This window comes from Fulvivirga imtechensis AK7 (assembly GCF_000331535.1).
Classification (GTDB): Bacteria; Bacteroidota; Bacteroidia; order Cytophagales; family Cyclobacteriaceae; genus Fulvivirga; species Fulvivirga imtechensis.
Window position 1 is genome coordinate 1 of the sequence record NZ_AMZN01000078.1, and the last position, 20,901, is coordinate 20,901.

The window sequence follows — 20,901 nt, forward strand, 5'->3', positions numbered from 1 at the left end:
GACAACTCCTATTATTGAAGCCAGTCCTTAACTTAAGAGCATTGCTGGCCTTTCCAGAGGGTGCTAAATCAAAATATCGTGAACTTTATTAGCATTGTCCTCCGCTGGCGGAGGTGGCCAAAGGTCGGAGGTGGAGAAACGCACCCAGGAGGCGAGTAGTGCACGTGTTTTCGATGCAAACTCGTCTTTCACTCAATACAGCAACTAGGTTGCCTGCTGCTTCTGCCGATTGTAGATTTTGTTTTTGGGGATCCTGCATATTTTCTCCGTTGCTCCACGAAAATTCCAGGATGACGTGGTAGTTTGCGATCGCTGTTTTCTCAGTTTCTTCTGTGGTTAATGATGTGTCATTATTCACAAAATCAACAGAAGTTGTTGGTTGCTGCGGGATGACATTCTTAGCTTAATAGCATTAGAATCATTTGTCATCGCTTTTGAGTGGCAACAACCACTCCGAATGTTCAAAACGTTTCCATTCAATTTTGGCAAGATCGACTTCACGATCGTATAAAGGCTGCATAGGCCGGCCGTTGAGGCTTACCGAACTGTTGGCATAAATTTCAATTTCAGGAAAGCCTTTTACGGCATATTCTTTTTTAAGTATCTGCACAAACTGCCAGCACATATCCGGCCGTGTAGCTACAGCCCTTGACTGCTTTGGGGTTAAATACTCCACCGGACGCACTTTCCATTGTTTACCGCTCTTCGGATCTACAACATCGAAGCTTACAAAGCCCGTCTTTACGCGAAGCATCATATGCCAGGCCAGGCGATGGCCCTCCTCCGTCCAGATAGAGCTGCCCGGAAATAGCCAGTGGCGAAGAGGAAGTAATAGTTGTATGACAAAATAAACTGCCAGTGCCATGATCAACAATGGCTTTGGGCTGTACAACGAATCATTGACCACTGCTGGTTTTGGTTTCTTTTTAAAGAATATTTTCCTTACCACTTCCGGTTCGAAAAAAAATACACCAATAGCAATGCCCATGTATGGGAAAATGCCTACCTGAAAAACCGCCGAATTAAAAATATGAAAGAAAATGGAGGCGATGAAAGCATACTTTCTTGTTTTCTTCCAGATCAGCCCGGGGGCAATCAGCAGATCAAAAAGAATACCCCCATATGCCACTGCATACTGAAACCACTTTTTTGCCAGCAAAGGCCCTATCAGGAAATAATCGCTCTTATAGTCAAACCATATGCTTACCGGTTTGGCATAGAACCAGTCGGCATGCATCTTGGCTACCGAAGCATAGATATATACAATCGTGATCTGCAGTGCAAAGATCCAAAGACACCACTGCGGGCATATAAGGCTTTTCAAAGCAGGCCTTCGCTTTGCATCCATTGAAGCATATGCTTGCGCAGGTACCAGGCACATCAGAAGGCAGAGGAGTACCAACAGATAATAATGGTTATTGTAGTTAGTCTTTTGCATGAAATAAACACCGGACCACATAATGGTATAGATACCGATACCGAGCCTGTAGTATAGGCCCAACATCACCATCAGACCCGCTATACCCATAATTATATAGTAGATGTACATACCATAGCCGGGCAGGGGTTGTAGCCAGGCAAAATCCATAAAGGGGAAGGTATAGACCGGTTCTATGAAAGCTCGTTTTACCCACCCGGTAAGTATTGCTCCCCACGCCTCGAGGAATATTAGCAGCCCAAAAACGATCCTGAAAAGTATCAAGGGGCTGTTATCGACCGGGCGAAATAATTTTTGCATTAAAGTCATGGCCGGTCAGCATTCAAATTCATAGTACCCGGTCTGTCCGGACGTAGAGTTGCAAATGGTAGTACGCCTTTGCTTAGTTGCTTCATTGCTTAAAAATCAACTTTTTATAAATAATATGTGTTATTGATTTACGATTTTTTTAAATTATCAAACAGATTCTAAGTTGGGAAAGTATGCCTACCGTAAAAACTACATTTAAACTTACTTATACTCCCGAGCAATATCGAAAGGCTGCTGAATATATTGAAGATATGAAGCGGCACCCCAAAAGGGTATTCTGGCTGGGGAAGGAAGGAAAAACAGATGAAGAGCTCATCTATTCACACATTGCGCACCGGATATTGTCCGGCTTTTACAACAACTATGACCCATCATTTGCCAAAAGGCAGATCATCGATATGGTTAACAGGTCAGAAGACTAGAATTTAACCCCCAGATCCAGACCTATATAGTCATTTTTGAGAATGACATCTTCATCTAAGGGCAAATGCTTATCGATAGTATTGAGCAAACCCCGGCTGTAGGTAAACCCTCCAAATACAATGGTGTTTACCCCAACTTTATATTCAAGCCCAACACCCACCAATAGCGAAGTATCGAACAGCCTGAAGTCCTCAACAAACACGTAACTATCTTTCCTGGGCTCCTCCTTCACGTTAAATTCTATCGTACCACCTACCTGAAAATAGATCCTCTTGTCAAGCGATACTTCATTAGTAAATAGCTTTAATGTAACTGGCACCTGAATATATTGAAGTGCGTACTCTTCAGTGGTAGTTGTTGTCGCTGTTTTAGCTTTAAACGCCCCTCTTTTTGACGCTAAAAGTATTCCTGAGCTGAAATAATAGTTTTCGGTAAGCGGATAATCAGCTATCAACCCGGCGGTAAATCTTAACCCTGCCCCGTCAGAACTAAAAGACGCTTCCCCGGAGTCTGAATCAATTCTGTTAGTTGAAATTGTCGGGCTAAATTTGAAACCCAGTTTAAATTGTGCAAAACCAATAGAAGAAGATGCTAATAAAAGGACAATCAACAGCAGATTTTTTCTCATTACAGTATAATTTTTAGTTATTAATGTGAGTTCTACATAGCGAAGCTAAAGGTATACATATCAGGAAAACCGGACAAAAAACTCTACTTAAGGTCATTCTGCCTGTCCCGAACTTGCCTCGGGGAAGAATGAAGAATCTTACTAAGTTCAAGGGTACAATTAAAAACTTAGAAAGATCCTTCTTCTCGTCAGGATGACTGCGTATTTTCAAGCATTTTATATCGAACTCACTTTGTTTAGTGTGTTCAATATTTTTGAAACATTAACGACAAAATAAACGAATAGTTTAGTTATGATAAAAGGGCTACGGGTATTATTACTGATTATGTCTGCTGCATTTCTATTCACAGCATGCAACGATGAAACTAAAGAATGCGCATACCAGCCTGACATATCAGCAGTAAAAATAGAACTGGAAGTTGAGCAGTTAGAAGACCAACTGCTCAGTGTGAAAACAAAATCGGAGCTGCGTTCATTCCTACAGGCGCACCCGGTTATTACGCAATTCTTTTTAAAGCAGAGTCAATATCCTGATGACTCTATTATGATGGAGGTCTTGTTCAAGAGATTTCAAAACCCACACATTGATACGCTGCGACATGAAATAGACAGAGTTTTTGGCGATCTGTCAGCGCTTAAAGCCGATTTAAACACTGCTTTTACTCATCTAAAATATTATTACCCTGATGTTGAGCTACCTAAAGTTCAGACCATAGCCACCGGTCTCGATAATGACCTTTATGTTTCGGATTCCCTCATCGTAATCGGGCTTGACTACTACCTGGGTGATCATGCCAAATTCAGGCCCCTAGGCCTCTATCAGTACATGCTGGACAGGTACCGGCCAGAGTATATTGTACCATCCATTATGTTGCTGTATGGAATATCGGGGCAGTACAACAAAACGGATGTATCGGACAAAACCATGCTCGCTGATATGATTGGTTATGGGAAGTCGTTTTATTTTGCCAAACGTATGCTGCCATGTGCTCCTGATAGTGTGTTGATCTGGTATTCGCCAGAGGAGCTAAAAGGCGTACGCGAAAATAGGGATATTGTGTGGGCACATTTCATCGAAAATCAGTTGCTCTATGAAACCAACCATATGGTGAAGAAAAAATACATCGATGAACGTCCTAAAACCTTCGAAATCGGAGAAAAAGCCCCGGGCCGCATTGGTACATGGCTTGGCTGGGAAATTGTGAATCAGTATATGCAGAAGCACAAGGAAGTGACCCTCCCGGAGCTCATGAACATCTCAGATGCCAAGAAAATATTTAACGAGGCAAACTACAAACCTAAAAGACCATAGCCAGGTTGTTTACATATTTTGGAAGGGGTCTATCCCATCATTGAGGTCAGACACCTCCATGGCCAGTTTAATATCGGATATTTTTATATCCATAATGCCATCATGTAAGTTGCTTAACTTCACCCCGTTTTCATAGGTTTCCCACCCCTCCCAGCTAAATTCCATCCCTCCCACAGGGATGATCCGTACCCACAACTGCCAGGCCTGAGGGGTGCCATCATCATCCAGTATCCAGAGGTAGGAATCTCCAGGGGTAACCCCTCCTGAAGCGTAAGAAACCAGCAGAGCATCTCCACGATCAGTTTTTACCAGCTTTCTGCTGGTGCCCGGGTCATATACTTTAAACGGAGCCGCCAGCCAGAACGAGTCATTGGCAAAGTATTCCCAGGCCGTTTTCAATGCTTCGGAAGCTTCATCTCCACTCAACTCCTTCCCATTTTTAAAAGCTTTTCCCGACTGATCAGTGGTTCTTAGCAATACCTGAAAATCATCCCATAGCACCCGAACAAGATTTCTCTTCTTATCCCATAAGAAATTATGGCCTCTGAAAAAGGTCCATTGAGCTGCAACTGTGCTTTCCCACGCCTGATAGTTTACAGCGCGAAGCATTTTATCTGCCAGTTGATCTGCGGCCGGGCCTTCCTCACCTTCCGGCAGGGGTTTGTCAAAAAAGAAAAATAACATCAGCCCCAGTAGCAGAGCCAGGGTCAGTATGAATGCAATTTTTTTGGCCAGTTTGATCATATCACTTGTCAATATGGTTAATTTATGTGAAAAAATAAGTGTCTTCGGAAAATGTTGGCCTAACTTCCTGAAAAGTATGACTTTGAAACTACCGGGGGAGGTATTATATTGACCCCATGATCCGCGAAAGCATAAAAGAAAACCTGATAGGCATGAACAAAGAATTTCGGTTCAGGGGTAAAGAGCAAACCCGTATCGAAACCTTTAGCGATGCTGTATTTGCCTTGGCAATTACCATGCTTATTGTTTCTACCGAGATGCCTAAAGACTTTACCGAGATGCTCACTTTTGTGGCCGATCTGTTGCCATTTGGGCTTTGTATGGCCTTGATCGTGTATATCTGGTATGAACACTTTCAGTTCTTCATACGCTATGGCTTTCGCAACCCGCGGATTGTAGTATTTAACGCTATGCTGCTGTTTGTAGTGCTGTTTTATGTATATCCGCTAAAATTTCTTGCAAAGCTGCTGGTGGTCATTTACAGCAATATATTCATGAGCCTTTTTGGATATGAACGCGCCACACTGAGCGGAGTGCAGATGATTTCCAACGAGGAAATGCCCCAACTGATGATTATATACGGACTTGGTGCAGCGCTCGTTTTTGCTATTCTTACTTTGATGTACAAATATGCACTGAAAAAAAGTGAGGAACTCGAGCTAAATGAAATCGAGATGTTCGACACCAGGACCAGCCTTTACACCAATATCATCATGGGTTCAGTACCACTGCTGTCGGTCCTTTTCGCCTGGATCTTCTCCCCTTATTGGTTTTCCTCTATTATCTCCGGCTTTACCTATATGCTCTATCCCGGCATATTTGCCATCTATGGCAGTAAGCGCGGCAGGAAAAGAAAGCTACTGGTACAGCGCTTGGGGCTTTAGCGCTGCTGGGTGCGGGTCGCTGGTCACTGGTTGCTTGCCGGAAAGCTTTACTAGTCCTTATAGGCTTAGTAAAGCAGCATTCGTAACGCAATATTCACGACTAAATACTCAGGATCCTACTTGCCGATCAGTGTTCTTGTTACTGGCTACTCATGAAAAACTGAGAACTGGGAACCGAGAACAGTTGTACTGGGGACTGGTCATCAAACAGGAAACATCAAACCCTCTACTGGCGCGCATTTAGATAGCGTAACGCGTGCCTATACCAATATACAGCACAACTTACCAGCATATATCATTGCCAACTGCCGACTGCTTTATATCCTTGCCTGATACGTATAAAGCTGATAATACCTACCCTCTTTGGCAATCAGCTCATCATGCTGTCCTCGCTCTACGATCTCCCCGTTTTCGATCACCAGTATCTGGTTAGCCTGACGAATGGTGCTAAGGCGGTGAGCGATGACAAAAGTCGTACGTCCCTTCATAAGCCCTTTGAGGCTTTCCTGTATATAGGCTTCGCTCTCCATATCCAGGTTCGAAGTTGCCTCATCGAGGATCAGTATTCTGGGGTCTGCCAAAATAGCTCTCGCTATTGCAATACGCTGCTGCTGACCCCCGGAAAGCTTTACTCCCCTTTCTCCAATCAATGTATTCAGTCCCTCTTCAAATCGATCTGTGAACTCATCTACGTGTGCAGCACGCACCGCGTTGATCAGTTGATCTTCGGTGGCATCCGGCCTGGGAAACAGAATATTCTCTCTGATGGTACCTTCAAACAGAAAATCATTTTGCAGCACCACACCAAGGTGCTTTCTATAGCTCTCCAGCTTGATCTTGCTTAGATCCCGGCCATCTATTTCCACCAGTCCCCCTGCCGGTGTCAGGAAAGAAGCCGCCAAACCAGCTATGGTAGTTTTCCCTGAACCAGAAGTACCCACCAGTGCCGTCACAGAACCTGAAGGCGCCTCAAAGCTGATGTCGTGGACAACATTCTTACCCTCCTCATAGGCAAAGGATACATTTTTAAAAGATATATCTCCTTTTACATGGTTCAACTCTTCGGTTCTGACATTGCCATCATCCTCCAGGGGGGTGTTCAATATCTCTTCCGTACGGTCAAGGCCAGCAAAGGCTTCAGTAAGCTGACTCCCGATATTGCTCATTTGTACAATAGGGGCAATCATAAAGCCCAAATACAGTGTAAAAGCAAGAAAATCGCCAAAAGACAGATCATTATTCATGATCATGTACCCACCGATACCCATGATACCGGTGGAGGCGAGGCCAAGTAAAAAGGTGGCCGAGCTGGTAACAAGGCTTGTGGAGGTAAGGCTTTTCTTGATATTCTGGAACAGCCTCGTTACCCCCGATTCAAAAGTTTTGATCTCCTGCTCCTCGGCATTGAAGCCTTTGATCACCCTGATGCCTCCAAGCGTTTCTGTTAACCGGCCTGTTACTTCAGCGTTGATCACCCCGCGCTCCCTGAAGATCGGCCTGATGTAGCCAAACGCCTTCAAGGAGATCAACCCGAATATGATCACCGGCACTAAAACATACAGGGTCATCATCGGGCTGATGCTAATGAGCAACACAAGGCAGATAGCTGAGGTAAGCAGCCCGCCAAAAAGCTGTGCGAGACCCGTTCCCACTATATTTCTCACCCCTTCTACATCAGTCATGATCCTGGAAACCAATTCTCCGGTTTTGGTATTGTCAAAAAACCTGATGGGCAGACGTATGATGTGTCGCTGTACCTTGGCTCGAAGCTGAGCGATCAGATGTTGTGCTTCCACACTCAGGATCTGGGTCAGTGCAAACGAGGTAACGGCTTGTATAAGCACCGCGCCGACTACAGCCAGCAACAATATTTTGAGCAGCTCCATATTATTGTTAGGAATAACATCGTCCATCAGGTACTTGGATGCCCCCGGCAATACCAGGCCGGCCAACCGGCTGATAATGATCAGGAAAAGACCTATTAATAAATGCTTTCTTCTGGGCCAGACAATGGTTTTGAACACGTGGCCTATGGTCACTTTGGATTTACTCATGAGTTTGCTATGGTGGCTTTTTATATGTAGACGTATTGATTGATTTTTTCTTTTACGGAAATGTTTATTTTTTCATAAAAGTAAAAGAGATACACCAAGTCTATAGAGTGACTTCTAACGTAGTTTCTCGGAATTGGATACGTTAAGTAAATTAAATCGCTGAAAAGATAAAAAATAAATAAATCTGGCATGGGTTATCTGAAACTGGCAATGATCACTGAATTCATTGACTATTTTCACCCTCTTTTTTCTTTATATTGTGTTATAGCGAAAGCTGGCTATTTCGGATCAAATGGTGCCAAAATCAATTTCGGTTGGTTTGTACCTCTTTAGGAGATCAAGAGCTGTAATATCGCGGAAAAAACAACCACACCAGGCGCCACCGGGAGGCAATAGTGGTTTTAGTTGGTAAATTGCCTGTGAGCACAGACTACGGGTGCATAATTAATGGCGGGGCTTGTAAGGGAGCATTTTACCTCGTATTATTGTCAAAAAAGTATGCTAATGAAACTTTGTTTTTTTCTATTCTTCAATTTATTCGGTCTTACATTGCTAGCACAAACCGGGACTACCTTCAAAATCAGTGAAGGTTTTTCTTCCAATTCAAAGACTGGCGCATCGCACGCTTTGATGGTCAATTTAAATGGAGATATCGAACAACTGATCACTCACCTGCAAAAGGATTTTGCAAAAAAGGGTAGCTATGCCCTAAGTGACGGCATCGATCGGGACCTCTTTTTTTATAACATTTTAATTCCCGGACTCGGCGAGGAAAAAGTTACATTTAATTTAAGGTCCATCTCAAATGGCAATAAGCATATTATAACCATTACTTGTAGAGGCAAGAAAAAGAAAGATTTCTTAAAAAAAGGTTCTGACAGCCAGCCGGTAATCAGGGAGTATCTGGAGGGTGTACTCGGGAGGATGTGAAACCGCTACTTTGCTGGTCCTATTTGTTAGTGGTTTTAAGCATTCTTGCAGCCGCTCGGGCTGTTCCGAGTGAACAATATGCAGATAGGAGTTAAAAAGGGGAATAGTTTTAAGGCTCGGCTGAGCCGAGCCGTATGAAGTCTGTTATCAGCAAAACAAATATCCGTCATCCGGCACAACCGAGCGACTGCAGAGGAAGCAGGCACTACCACGGTTCTATAGTACATGCAGTGTTAGTACCCCGAATACTTACTATCCGACCATTCTATTCCAGAAACGTTACGTTCTTCTATAACACCGGTTGTTTGAGGTGTGCCGGGAGTTAAGTCTCTGACTTCAGAAACGGGTACCAGCCCCACGGCTTTATCTTTCTCATGCTGCATCCTTTCCTCTACTAGCTTCAAGGCTCTGGCTGATTCAACAAAAAGTGTTGCCATTTCAGAAAGAGGAATTACTTTGGCAAAGCGGTTCTCAAAAATTACTCCTTTCACCCCTTTCATCATCTCGTCAGATTCGTTGAGTCCAAACCTCGTAATGTTATAATCGCTCTCGGGGTTGATCTCACTCAGACCAGCTAATCCGGCCTGGGAAAAAGCATCACCTTGTGGCGCTTCGTTGTCTCTGCTAAATCCTATTTTGGCCGCTTCATCCTTTTTCAACTTGATTAAAGTCAACAACAGATGTTCCACAGTAATTGTCGAAGCTTGTTCTTCTTTACTCGCGTCCTGGCCTATCACCAGTTCTGATGGAACAACCTTGAATAATCTGCTCATATCATTTTCATGTCCGTTCAAGTAGTTCACCGTTTGCCTGAGAAAAGCTTTCTTTCCGGGTGAACTCATCCCGTTAAATATAGAATCCAAAGAAGTGCGGGACATTAATTTAATATACTCCTTTCCATATCGTTTCTGTTTGGAAACAGGTCGGCGAGAGTCTCTGATGTAACGGGTTATTAATTTAATGAGCTCAAGAGATTCCATTTCACCCCTCTCTTCGTCATTTTCAGGGTATTTGAAAGTCAGTTTATCAGCCGCTTGTTTGTCAAAAGGTTTTGATTGGGCTAAGGGGTGAAGGGTTGCGAGATAACTTTTCTCAAGGGCAATTAAAGAGGCCCCTGCTGTAAGTTGAGGAGATACTTGCGGGTCTTCGGATTTCACGTCTATATCGGGGGCTAACTTTGTCCAATCCAGGCTATTGGTTTTACTATCGGTTGTCGTTTTTGTTGTAATATTTGCATTACCCTCATGAGGATCGAACTGTGGACTTTCCCAATCGTTCTCAAGGGTAACATTCGGGTCACTTTCCATCATCTCCGTAAACGAGATAGAATCTTTTTGATCAAACAATTGAGCCCAAAAGGCGGCTGCTTTTTGCCAATCTTGTGCAGCTTCTTCCAAAGACTTAGGATCTCCTAGGATATCTACTGGATGTTGGATGAATTCTACCGTAAAGGACCTCACTGCCGCCACTCCTTTGTCAACTTTTTTAACTTCATTATCTGTTGTAATTTTGATTGTGCGCGACAATCTCCCCAAGCTATATTCTTCAAGCACTACATTCGGGTCGCTAATAATAGGATAGCTACTATCCTCCTCCAAATCGAGCGATGTTATACTTAATCTCTCACCGACTACCTCAGCTTCCAATCCAAACAGACCAATATGCCTCATTTGAAAAACATTTTTGGAGGGTGCTGAGTACTGCTGTTTAAGTTGGGTAGTATCAATGGAGCCATGATCGTCTTTTAGTGCCTTTTCACCCATAATGTCAGCTTCATGCTCCAGGTCGGCTTCAGTATTGATGTGGATATTGCCTTTCATTTGAAAAACTGCCTTCACCCTTCCCTGCTTCTGTTGTACCACATGCCACGCCTCGTGCGGCAGGTGTTTCTCCTGGCCCGGAGCAAGGTGAATATGCGTTCCCTGTGCAAAGGCGTGTGCCTGTAGCTGAGCAGGCTTGTCTGAGTTGTAATGGACTTTCACATCATCCATGGAGTGGCCGGAAAGGGCTTCAATTCCCGTTTTCAGGTGATCAGGCAGGCCTGTATTATTATTTTTCTTTTGGGAGGAAGAGTTCTGTATTGCATTAGCAGATTTCGCCTGCAGTTGAGCGGCTTCCTTCACCTGGGGACTGTTGTTGACCACTTCCTGCAGTGCTCTCTGAGCGATGGCTTCGGGACGGTTGTCGACAAACTGGAAAGCAGGTGAATGATCATCCCGCTTTCGGGAAACCTCATTAGCAGCAGGTTGTTTTTTGTTTTCGTGCTTTTTTTCAGCATGCGTAGGCATAGATTTCTTCATTCAGCGTTTGATTGCTAACGATCTCCCCGACCAATACATTATTTTAGCTGCCACCATGTTAGTATGGGCAGCAGATGAAAGTAATGATTTCTTCTTTGCCCGGCAAGCAGGCCGGGAAAATTTGTAAGGACCATTTGGAGGCTACTTCACTGAACTTCCAAAGTTTGGTAAAGCCGGGTTAAGCAACCGGTGTAGGAGTTGTGCATCTTGCCTCCTGTTTTTTTTCATTTTATTAACAAAAAACGGCAGAGTCATGATTAGAGGCCATTTATTATCTCCACCAGCTTGTCGGTACTGATATTTGCGCTAATCAATTTCCCTTCACTGTTAAATAAAAAATTTCGAGGAACGGAAGTAATCTGAAAAGTTCTAACTACCATACTGTCAGCTTTTAAATGGGTCCAGTGTGAAAGCCCTTCCTTTACTAAAAATTCGTCTGCTCCGCTGCAATTATATGCCAGTGTTGCTATAGCCACTTTTTGATTAAACTGGCTTTCGGCCGCGTCTAATTCCCGAAGCTTCGTTATGCATGGAGCACACCATGTGGCCCAAAAGTCTAATAGTACCCACTGATGATGCTCCAGTAGCGATCTAAGGCCAACATCCTGACCATCCAGTGTCTTCACCCTTAAATTAGGAAGTTCGTCTAGGTAAACCAGGTCGGTTTTTCCTGATTCTTTTCTGGCTGTTGCGATAGTATTAATGGTACCCTTGTCTTGCTTGAACCTGAGGTCAAAAGCATCACCATTTACTTCAATACCAACAAAAGGTTCTAAAAGGCTAAGGATAACCTGCTGATCTTTGTTCACCGTGCTTTTTTGGATACCTATATAATCAGCGCTATAGTCAAGATAGCTTCCGTTGTTGTTCCAATCAACAAGGAGTACAGGTACAGAAGTTTCTTTGATGCTTACATCAAGTAAGAGACAATTCTTTGATACTTTCTCATAAAGATATGTATCTACGAATACAGGTTTGTTGTCATAAGCGGCAAACGCCTTTTTTACTTGTTTGAATGCACTCTCGTTTTGCTGTGAATTGTTACTCCTGTTTTCAGTTGGTTGGCATGTGCTAAAAATCAAAAGTGTAATGAGGTAATTGATATTTTTCATGTTAATGTTAACAAACGGCTTTTTGTACAGCAGTGGTAGTTTTAGTAAATAAAAAGCACCATTTTGTCGAATATGCTAAGCTATTAAAAGTTTACTATTTGTATAGCTTTTACTATTTTTACTTCCGCGGTTTAGGATGCCGGAATGACAAGTGAAAAAAGCCATGGACTTACTAAAAGACTGCTCTTTTTTGGTGTTTTCACCAGCGAAACAGCGGACATCCAATACACTATCTTAAAACCCACAGCCGCCAGTGCCAACTACCTACTTTCAAAGCTGTTGCAAGAAACGAATAGCACCACCACTCAAGACTAAACAGCCTCAGAGCGTGTTTTACTAAACTTCCAAAGTTTGGTAAAGCTTACCTTCGTAGCCCGGAAAGCTTTACTAGTCCTTAGAGGCTTAGTAAAGCAGCACGGTTACATAACCATAATCGGGAACAGAAAACAGAAACGGACATCCTGCTTGCTGCTTGCCGCTTAAAGCCTGCAGCTCACTAGTACATTTTACCTAATTTCATAGTGAAAATTACCTAATAAAGACTAACAAAATTCTCACCCACATCTTTTAATGATGGCTTTTGAGATTTTCACCTTTCCAGAGATCATAACTTGTTGTGTTTATGAATTATTTTCGAATGAGTTGTAATCCGGGGAAAATATTTCTTACTTAAACTACTATATGAAAGATCTACTATTTACAGCCTTTTTCCAGGGGAGGGATGAGGAGTCTTTAGGAGCTGGAAATTGTGCTTCTGTTGCTGTAATTAAAGCTGCGATGTATACTTATGGATTTGACGTATTCACTTTAAATAGGAATTCTCATAAATACGACATTAGGTTGCAAAATGGAGAACAGGTAGCTTTTACGAAAGCGGAGCTAGACTACGCCAAAAGAGAGTCTTCATTTATTTTAGGCGAATCCAAAAGTGCTGCCGAGCAGTCCGAGTATAAAAAGATAATCGAGTATGCTCATTTATGCTTCGCCACTATTTGCAAAATGGCACAACTTAATGGAGACTACAGCAGTCGCTTTAGCAAATTTATCATCCCGGACTCATTTGAGATGGCAGTGGAAATAATTAATGATGGCACATTCACACCAAATGTTTATGAATTTCTTGGCTTAGAGGACTCAGTGACGCCAGCATATAGACTTAGGCTTACGAAAAAGATTCAGGAATCTTATGGGATGGTACTTTGGACGGGCTCACATGCCATGTTTGCTGCCGAGGGATATTTCGATCTTTACGGAAAGAAGGAAGAATTCAAGAACAGAGTTATGTTGAAATTACCGGGAAAAATAGCCACAGGAGTATTTCAGATTAAACCATAAAACAAAAAAATGGAATTATTTACTTTTAAAGAACGTGATGTAATCACTTCAATTTACAACGAACAAGGAATCAGGGATTTAAGAGAAGCAATTGAGCGTCCTGAATATGCAACTATGGCTTTACCAGAAGCCATGGGAGCGGTATCATATGTTGCTGATAACTCTCCCAATCCTTCTATGTTAGATCTATCAAATCAATTTGTCAATTTTCAACTATCCAACAGCTTAGACAAACCTTCTATTCAAGAATCATCACAGGTAGAGCCGGTTTTGAAGGGAAGTAGCGAGCAACCGGATGTGCTTGTCAATCTTGAAATGCTTTCTTTCCATATTGGCGCGAATGAAGACATCGATAAAAATTCGAGAGCAACGATCAGGATTAACATAGGAAAAGATGAAAATTCGAGAGACAAAAATTTTGATACGGCTTTTTGGAGTATTGCTGCCGGTTTGAACTTATATAATCAAGCAAAAAACAAAGTAGCTGACCCGAAGGATCTAAAGTCCGATTTTAAACAAGCGTTTGGTAACAGGCCGATCGAAATCCCTGGTGGTTTAAGCAAAATGACTTTTGAAGTGGTAAAGCATAGAGAGCCAAAGTGGTGGCAAAGAATTTTCAGGTTCATGCAGTCTGACACAGGAAAGTCGCTGATCTCTACCGTTGGCTTCCCTGCAATTACATCTACAGCCATTAATATGTTAGATGAGCTTTTGAATCGTCTCGATAAGTCGGAGCCGGAAATTTTATTTAAAAGCTTACCACTTAGACTTGCGCTTTCTGAACAGGCAAAAAACGATTTTACCGCAGGTAATCCCAGAATAAAAATGGGCTCGTTAAACCCTGGGTTTACAGTACTCGCCAGAGGTAAAGACTTTGAAACAATTGTAGATTCTGACGCAATATTCTATCCGTCTTATGGAAAACTGGTCCCTTCTGAGATAACCGAAGCCCAGTTACTAAGCGGACGTTATGATGATCCATTCAAAGACGTGACTTATTCAATATTTAGAGTAGGAATGCAAGAAACGAAGCTCGACCCGTCATTTAACTTTGGGTAAAGTAATAAAGTGAAATGGAAATGGACAACAAATAACTGTGGTTAATGAAGCTAAGAACAAACTTTTTTATAGGGTTATTAAGTATAATGCGTTAGGCAATGTAGATATATGGAAGAAAGACCTAGTAGAATAGAGCTGATAAGACTCTTAATACAAGATAGAGATCATCACTTTTCTCATCCTCATGATGTTGCTGTGAAGTTCTTTTATTCTTTAGGGGGCACTATAACGACAATACTCATAGCATTTTTCTTACAGTCGCTCGGCTGTGCCGAGTGACCAATATACGGATAGGAGTTAAAAAACGGGAATAGTTTTAAGCTCGGCTGAGCCGAGCAGTATGAAGCTTGGCCATCAGCACAACAAAACAAATATCCGTCACCCGGCACAGCCGAGCGACTGCAGAGTATCAAAACCTCCGGAAGTTTATATTTTTGACTTGCTTGATGCTCGGGCAACAATAATGTGTTTTTATACGCGCCATTTTACATAACACTCCTTAATATATGCAAGAAAGACCTAGTAGAATAGAGCTGATAAAACTCTTAATACAAGATAGAGATCATCACTTTTCTCATCCTCATGATGTTGCTGTGAAGTTCTTTTATTCTTTAGGGGGCACTATAACGACAATACTCATTGCATTTTTTATCAAGAATAGTGAAATATCAAATTTAAAAGAATTCGTCTTAGACAATTCAGAGATTTTTGGACTTTTTGGAATAACGATAATTGTTGGATATGCATTGATTTTTTGGGGATTAGGAGAGCATACAGCCATACACACGGATCAAAGAAAAAGAATCGAATCAGCTATTGAATATTTGATCGTAGTCAAACCTGAGGAATTCGATTTCGATACATTCTGGCAAAAATATGGACACATAGAATTAAAATATAGTAGAAGAAAAAGGGCTAAAACTTCAACGAATTTAATCGTAGCTGAGCCCGACACGCGAAACTGGCTTAACTACCATGATCGTAAAATAGAGTTAGGAATTGTGGTTATTCTTATTGGTGTAATTGGATTATTAACCACGCTATTTTTATAAACCACTGATTTGGGATGGCCATGAATATGTTAAAACCAAGTGAAATAAAACCTTAACAATTTGAAGCTTTTGACGATCCTTTTTGCCTCTTTTTTCTTGACAGCAGCAGATGTTTTCGTTTATGGACAACAAACTATCAACGGGCGAGTAATAAACGAAGAACTCGTAACTGTTCCGGAAGCCCAAATTTATGGGGAAGATACTCTATTACTAGGGCAAACAGACTTGAATGGGTACTTTGAAATCATAGTTCCTGAGGGGATAAATGATCTAGCCTTTGGCTGGATAGGTCATGAGTGGGCATCAATTTCTGATTACTGTAATTACATTGAGGTTATTTTATTGTATGATGCTACCTATCACTACAGGTCTAATCGTAAGATTGACAGGCTTCGCAGAAAGAGGTTCGATGAGCTTTCCGAACTTCATAAACAGGCAGTTGATGGAGGGCTGTTTAAAGCAGCCACACCCTGCTATGAAAGAGAATTTGTACCCATAAAGCCACAACTCGATGAAATAAAAGAAGAAATGAAAGCCGAAGAAAAGGTAAACAAGAAATACTTTAAAAAGTTAGCGGTGGGGGACACGATACGGATTCCCTACAGTGGCCACAATCGGGACCGGGAGGGCCGAATGGGTTTAGTGGTATTTTCTTATGTGGTAGACAATGAATCTTTTGACTGTCTGATTGAGGGTGTCATTCTGCAAAAGAATAGAAGAAATGGGCATAATTTAACCTACAAAGTAACAAACCTCGATAAATGTAACTACGGGACTGTCGTTTATGAGGATAACGAAGTGACTGTAGGGAGTATCTTACAGCACAATATGAAGTATTTTAAGGTTATAAAAGAGCCAAAGCCAAAGTAATGGTGGCGATTAATGGTGGTGGGCAAAGTAACTTTTTATGATAACCATGTAAAATATGACCTGGAGGTAAGCCGTGATTTCAGGAGAATAGATACCTTTATCAGATTTCAAAAGCTGGACTCATTTAACGAACTATCACTGGGAATAGGAACACATATTGGTTATAGATTGAGAAAGCGGTGAGTTTAAAGATGTTGCTTCTCAATATGATAGATAGTGCTTTACTAAACTTCCAAAGTTTGGTAAAGCTTACCTCCGTAGCCCGGAAAGCTTTACCAATCCTCAAAGGCTTAGTAAAGCAGACTTCCTTGCACACCACCACTCAAGACTAAAGACTCACGACTCAAGACTATCCATTAGTGCATTTCACCCAATTTCATAGTGAAAATTACCTAATCTAAAGCAGGCACAAGCATCACATAGCTTTCAACAGCTCCCCGGGCTCTATCTGCAAGGCTTTCGCGATGGTGATAAGCGTGCAAATAGAAGAATTCAACCTCCCCGTTTCAATACGGGCTATTTGGCTGAGGGCCAATCCTGACCGAAAAGCCAATTCTTCCTGTGTCAACCCCTTCTCTTTTCTTATGACCTTTAGATTGGTACCAAATTTTTCAAGTATCTCTTTATCCCTGATCTTATGCACAGGGTAAAGCTGAGGCAAAATATTTCTTAATATTATAGCAACTTTGCTATAAAATGTTAGTTTTGTATTCCAATGTAAATTTTACCGGATATCTTATGAACATACAGACATTTAAAGCATGCCACATTGAAAGATCTGCTCAATCTAATTCTAAAAATATATGAAAGCGCCCTTGGCAACCATTATTAACTAAAACCTTTAAAAATGAAAACTATGAAAAAATCAATTTATCTAGCACTACTTACTGCACTAGTGGTAATGAGTGGATGTCATCAGGAAAGTGACCAGATTTCCGATTCTGAACTGGATCAGTTTCTGCATTCAGAACAATACACCGTCTTTAAAACTAATTTTGAAAAATATAACGCTAACCTCAATTTTGATAACGTGGTGGAGACTGATTTAGGAAATGGCGAGACGTTGTATCAATTATCTACCAAACTTGTTGGTCTAGAGGTCGGTGTTCTGAATGTTATTATTAGTGATAATCAATTTAAATCTTTTTTTGAGCTTCGGACATTCAATTCCGACCTCTCAAAAGCAACTGTATCGTTTTATGGGCTTGATGGCGTAGAACAATTCAGTATGGTCGGGAGAAAACTCAATAACAGTGACTTATACGAGTTGAGTTTCTCTTCAAAATCAACCAGCGGGCGAATTAATAGCTGTATAGGCGATTGCTACAAAACAGCGTCTGATGCTTGTGATGGTGACGGTGATTGCAAATTACTTTGCGATCTTCTGGATATTGTCGGATATTGTACAGCATCACTTGCTTCGGCATGCTTTGGCCATTGCTATTTTTAATATATGGAACGGATAGAAATTCTATACGCTGTTATTTTGCTTGCCAATTTCGGATTGGTGGCCTATGCCATTATTCGCCTGATAAGAAAGAGCTTTCAAAATCCCCGGGCATTTAACACCGGATGGATTTGGGTAGTTGTACTTCTTCAGGGCATTGGTGCATTGATATATTTGGCAGCTAACAAAAAATAACCCCGGTTGCCGGGGGCTTTCTTTAAACCTAACATCCTTATGAGGACTAAATCATTTATCTGGGGACTTCTGGCCGGCATGGGTATTTTTCTCATTCCGATTATTGGTTTTTTTATTTATACCACAACTGTTCTCGGCCCTGAATTAGAAAAGCTGACCCAGGAATTGGACCCTCCGAAACACCTTTATACACGCTTGAATGAAACACTCACCCTGGTGCCTGTTTCAGGTGATAGTACCTCCATCGCCCTTCAGCTTAATGTACAAAGCAAACCCATTATTGTTAACCATTGGGCCACCTGGTGTAAACCATGTATTCTTGAAATGGAAAGCTTCGAGCGGCTTCATAGCCGATTGGGATCGGAGGTAGAATTCTATTTTCTTTCTAATGAACCTGCAGAAACGCAAAAGCAGCTGATCGATAAAAAAGGCTGGCAACTTCCTTTCTATCACTACTCAGACTCCCTGCCAAAAGACCTGTCGTTTAAGCAACTTCCCACCACTTACATTATCAAAAACGGTGTGATCTACTATAAACACGTGGGTAAGGCTGATTGGAATTCGGATGTTGTGGTTGATTTTATCAGGGGGTTGGGTAATTAGGTGTGCGCTGAGAAAGTAACAGGTCGCTAGCCGATGGTGTATAATCTGATGATATAGTGAAAACTAAGAATAACCCCGCTTGCCGCTTACAGCTTAAAGCTTGTAGCTCATCCACCCTTTGTTGGTGACTGGATCATACCCAACACTGTCTTACACGACCACCTTTGCCAACTGCCCCTGCCGACTGCCTTCTTTCAAAAAAGCATTCGGAGAAACAGAATAGCACCACCACTCAAGACTAAAGACTATCCATTAGTACATTTTACCCAATTTCATAGTGAAAATTACCTAAGCCGGGTTGGGTGAAATCTTTGATTACAGCCTATCAAGGCTATTTTACGATTTCCGCGTTTACAGTGGTCAAAATCCTTTGCTTTTAATTGATTATCTTTTGGAACGGCTTAAACACCGTGTTGACTGATTTTGAGCTTTCAAGTGTTTTCGGAAAGGCATCTGGGATTTTGGGAAAGCTTTCGTGGGAGTGAGGTACTGGCGGTGTATATTATATTCGTTTACAGACGTTTCTAGTCGTTTGTAGTCGGATAATGATCTGTGTGTGGTCTAGAGGATATATATGCAACGTTGCATATATTCGGTTGTTGTGCGCAAGCTGGCTAAACAGGTCATCTTCAAAAGATAAAAATCAGACAAATCAATAGCAGAAAATGCCTAAATTCAGCGAACAAACATTAACCAATTGGACAAAACCGCCAAGTGAATCTGAACAAACCAAGTTAGAAAATTCTGAAAAAATGGTACGTGACGCCATAAATTCAGCTGAAAAACTAAAAAATAAATCAACGGAAACATTTGGACAAGGATCATATGCAAATGATACAAATGTTCGACTGAATAGCGATATTGACATTAATGTACGATATACTGGTGGCTTCTTTTTTGATTTACCAAATGACAAAAGTGAGGCTGATGTAGGAATTGATAAACTTCCTCCATCCGGCTACTCATTTAATGAATTTAAAAATGATGTGGAAAATGCTCTCGTACAAAAATTCGGTAGGGATGACGTTAAAAGAAATGATAAGTGCATAACAATAGTAGGTAACACCTATAGAATACAAACTGATGTGGTTCCAACTTGGAATTACAGAAGATACAATAAGTCAGGAAGTTATGTTTTAGGTGCAAAGTTTTTTGCAGATAAAGGAAACGGTATAGTGAATTTTCCAAAACAACATATTTCCAATGCAATAAGTAAAAACACCGATACATACCGTAGATTCAAAAGGCTAACTAGATTACATAGAAAGTTGAGATATAGAATGATTGAGGATGGAGAAAATGTAAATGAAAATATAACTTCATTTCTCTTGGAGTGTCTTACATGGAATGTCCCTAATCATATTATGAACAATTACGATACCTGGACAGAGAGGCTCAAACAATCCATTATTTATTTGTACAACCATACAAAGACTTTAGAAGATTGTAAAAGCTGGGGTGAAGTTTCAGAATTATTTTATCTATTCCATGGTGGAAGAAAATGGTCGAGCAAGGATGTCAATCAATATATGGGACAACTATGGAACTACCTAGAATTTTAAAATGGTAACATATAATATTAGAATTTTTGCATTTGCAATTCTTGGTTTGGCTTTCGGAACTTATGTTATTTTGTTCCTGCTAACACAAGATTTAGATAGTATTGATTTCAACAAAGCCTTATCTCATATTTCAACAACAATTTCATTAAATATTATAGTTTGGCTAATCTTTATTAAATGGGCTTGGAAACTTAAAATATTTTATCCTTGGCTTGTTCCGTTTCCTAATTTAGCGGGTGATTGGACAGGAGAAATTAAATCAAATTGGAACGATAAAAATCTTGATTCAATTCAAACAGATGTTTCAATAAGACAAAGCTTTTTCCATATACAAGTAAAAGTAAAAACAGGAGAAAGTAAGAGTTATAGTATTGGAGCTTCGTTTGACATTGACCAAGATCGAGGCCAACAACAACTGTTTTATTCTTATCTAAACACCCCAAGACCTGGAGTAAGGGAAAGAAGTGAAATACACTACGGTTCAACAGTTTTATATTTTGATGGATTTAATGTGACGACAATGGAAGGAGAATATTGGACTTCAAGGGAAACTACAGGAGAAATTACATTAAAAAGAAAGATTGGCGAATAGCCAGCCAGCGCACAACACTAAGCCGAATAGCTGAAATACCGTCAAAAAAAGC

The 20,901-nt window shown here is 41.2% G+C and carries 21 protein-coding genes; 14 read left to right on the top strand and 7 right to left on the bottom strand.

Translation table 11 applies throughout. From position 1 onward, the window contains the following. Positions 1-418 precede the first annotated feature (418 nt). Positions 419-1,738: an HTTM domain-containing protein gene (locus C900_RS21510; protein ID WP_221408160.1), complete on the bottom strand. Its 1,320-nt coding sequence runs from the start codon at positions 1,736-1,738 to the stop codon at positions 419-421. 182 nt (positions 1,739-1,920) lie between these two features. On the opposite strand from C900_RS21510, the gene C900_RS21515 reads away from it, so the two are divergent. Continuing rightward, the gene (locus C900_RS21515; RefSeq protein ID WP_009582339.1) at positions 1,921-2,169 is read left to right on the top strand and encodes a hypothetical protein; all 249 of its coding nucleotides are present in this window, start codon (positions 1,921-1,923) and stop codon (positions 2,167-2,169) included. On the opposite strand, the gene C900_RS21520 is transcribed toward C900_RS21515, so the two are convergent. Then, on the bottom strand, positions 2,166-2,798 hold the full coding sequence (locus tag C900_RS21520; RefSeq protein ID WP_009582340.1) for a porin family protein: 633 nt from the start codon (positions 2,796-2,798) through the stop codon (positions 2,166-2,168). The two genes, C900_RS21515 and C900_RS21520, sit on opposite strands and share 4 nt — an antisense overlap. Before the next feature lie 292 nt (positions 2,799-3,090). On the opposite strand from C900_RS21520, the gene gldB reads away from it, so the two are divergent. Then, positions 3,091-4,110, top strand: a complete 1,020-nt coding sequence (gene gldB / locus C900_RS21525) for a gliding motility lipoprotein GldB (protein WP_009582341.1) — start codon at positions 3,091-3,093, stop codon at positions 4,108-4,110. Positions 4,111-4,119: 9 nt separating this feature from the next. Here gldB and C900_RS21530 read toward each other — a convergent pair whose 3' ends face one another. Further along, positions 4,120-4,854: a hypothetical protein gene (locus C900_RS21530; RefSeq protein ID WP_009582342.1), complete on the bottom strand. Its 735-nt coding sequence runs from the start codon at positions 4,852-4,854 to the stop codon at positions 4,120-4,122. A 152-nt stretch (positions 4,855-5,006) separates the two neighbouring features. On the opposite strand from C900_RS21530, the gene C900_RS21535 reads away from it, so the two are divergent. Next, positions 5,007-5,738, top strand: coding sequence for a TMEM175 family protein (locus C900_RS21535; RefSeq protein WP_157494113.1), 732 nt, complete (start codon positions 5,007-5,009; stop codon positions 5,736-5,738). A gap of 317 nt (positions 5,739-6,055) precedes the next feature. On the opposite strand, the gene C900_RS21540 is transcribed toward C900_RS21535, so the two are convergent. Continuing rightward, the gene (locus tag C900_RS21540) at positions 6,056-7,792 is read right to left on the bottom strand and encodes an ABC transporter ATP-binding protein (protein WP_009582344.1); all 1,737 of its coding nucleotides are present in this window, start codon (positions 7,790-7,792) and stop codon (positions 6,056-6,058) included. A 504-nt stretch (positions 7,793-8,296) separates the two neighbouring features. On the opposite strand from C900_RS21540, the gene C900_RS21545 reads away from it, so the two are divergent. Continuing rightward, positions 8,297-8,722 (top strand): hypothetical protein, encoded by a 426-nt coding sequence (locus C900_RS21545; RefSeq protein WP_040497261.1) that lies wholly within the window; start codon positions 8,297-8,299, stop codon positions 8,720-8,722. A 233-nt stretch (positions 8,723-8,955) separates the two neighbouring features. Here the strand turns inward: C900_RS21545 and C900_RS29470 are convergent, their stop codons facing one another. Continuing rightward, positions 8,956-11,022, bottom strand: a complete 2,067-nt coding sequence (locus C900_RS29470; protein WP_009582347.1) for an eCIS core domain-containing protein — start codon at positions 11,020-11,022, stop codon at positions 8,956-8,958. A 257-nt stretch (positions 11,023-11,279) separates the two neighbouring features. Then, positions 11,280-12,134, bottom strand: a complete 855-nt coding sequence (locus C900_RS28775; RefSeq protein WP_009582350.1) for a TlpA family protein disulfide reductase — start codon at positions 12,132-12,134, stop codon at positions 11,280-11,282. A gap of 681 nt (positions 12,135-12,815) precedes the next feature. Between C900_RS28775 and C900_RS21560 the strand changes: the two genes are divergently transcribed. The 5 genes from C900_RS21560 to C900_RS30030 all read left to right on the top strand — a co-directional run bounded on the left by C900_RS21560 (position 12,816) and on the right by C900_RS30030 (position 16,633). Then, positions 12,816-13,469 (top strand): hypothetical protein, encoded by a 654-nt coding sequence (locus tag C900_RS21560; RefSeq protein ID WP_009582352.1) that lies wholly within the window; start codon positions 12,816-12,818, stop codon positions 13,467-13,469. 9 nt (positions 13,470-13,478) lie between these two features. Further along, complete coding sequence (locus C900_RS21565) at positions 13,479-14,528, top strand: hypothetical protein (RefSeq protein ID WP_009582353.1); 1,050 nt, start codon at positions 13,479-13,481, stop codon at positions 14,526-14,528. A gap of 506 nt (positions 14,529-15,034) precedes the next feature. Next, a complete protein-coding gene (locus tag C900_RS21570; RefSeq protein WP_040497262.1) occupies positions 15,035-15,580 on the top strand; it encodes a hypothetical protein in 546 nt (181 codons plus the stop codon). A gap of 96 nt (positions 15,581-15,676) precedes the next feature. Next, entirely contained in the window at positions 15,677-16,450 is a 774-nt protein-coding gene (locus C900_RS21575) for a hypothetical protein (protein WP_157494114.1), read from the top strand. A 12-nt stretch (positions 16,451-16,462) separates the two neighbouring features. After that, positions 16,463-16,633 (top strand): hypothetical protein, encoded by a 171-nt coding sequence (locus C900_RS30030; protein ID WP_009582356.1) that lies wholly within the window; start codon positions 16,463-16,465, stop codon positions 16,631-16,633. Positions 16,634-16,865: 232 nt separating this feature from the next. Here C900_RS30030 and C900_RS21580 read toward each other — a convergent pair whose 3' ends face one another. Continuing rightward, a complete protein-coding gene (locus C900_RS21580) occupies positions 16,866-17,111 on the bottom strand; it encodes a helix-turn-helix domain-containing protein (RefSeq protein ID WP_009582357.1) in 246 nt (81 codons plus the stop codon). A gap of 195 nt (positions 17,112-17,306) precedes the next feature. On the opposite strand from C900_RS21580, the gene C900_RS21585 reads away from it, so the two are divergent. The 5 genes from C900_RS21585 (at position 17,307) to C900_RS21605 (ending at position 20,849) form a co-directional block, all read left to right on the top strand. Next, positions 17,307-17,900, top strand: a complete 594-nt coding sequence (locus C900_RS21585) for a hypothetical protein (RefSeq protein WP_157494115.1) — start codon at positions 17,307-17,309, stop codon at positions 17,898-17,900. A gap of 3 nt (positions 17,901-17,903) precedes the next feature. Further along, positions 17,904-18,092: a PLDc N-terminal domain-containing protein gene (locus tag C900_RS21590; RefSeq protein WP_009582359.1), complete on the top strand. Its 189-nt coding sequence runs from the start codon at positions 17,904-17,906 to the stop codon at positions 18,090-18,092. A 39-nt stretch (positions 18,093-18,131) separates the two neighbouring features. After that, positions 18,132-18,695: a TlpA family protein disulfide reductase gene (locus C900_RS28780; protein ID WP_009582360.1), complete on the top strand. Its 564-nt coding sequence runs from the start codon at positions 18,132-18,134 to the stop codon at positions 18,693-18,695. 665 nt (positions 18,696-19,360) lie between these two features. Then, on the top strand, positions 19,361-20,257 hold the full coding sequence (locus tag C900_RS21600; RefSeq protein ID WP_009582361.1) for a nucleotidyltransferase domain-containing protein: 897 nt from the start codon (positions 19,361-19,363) through the stop codon (positions 20,255-20,257). Between the two features lies 1 nt (position 20,258). After that, positions 20,259-20,849: a Cap15 family cyclic dinucleotide receptor domain-containing protein gene (locus C900_RS21605; RefSeq protein WP_009582362.1), complete on the top strand. Its 591-nt coding sequence runs from the start codon at positions 20,259-20,261 to the stop codon at positions 20,847-20,849. Positions 20,850-20,901: the final 52 nt, after the last annotated feature.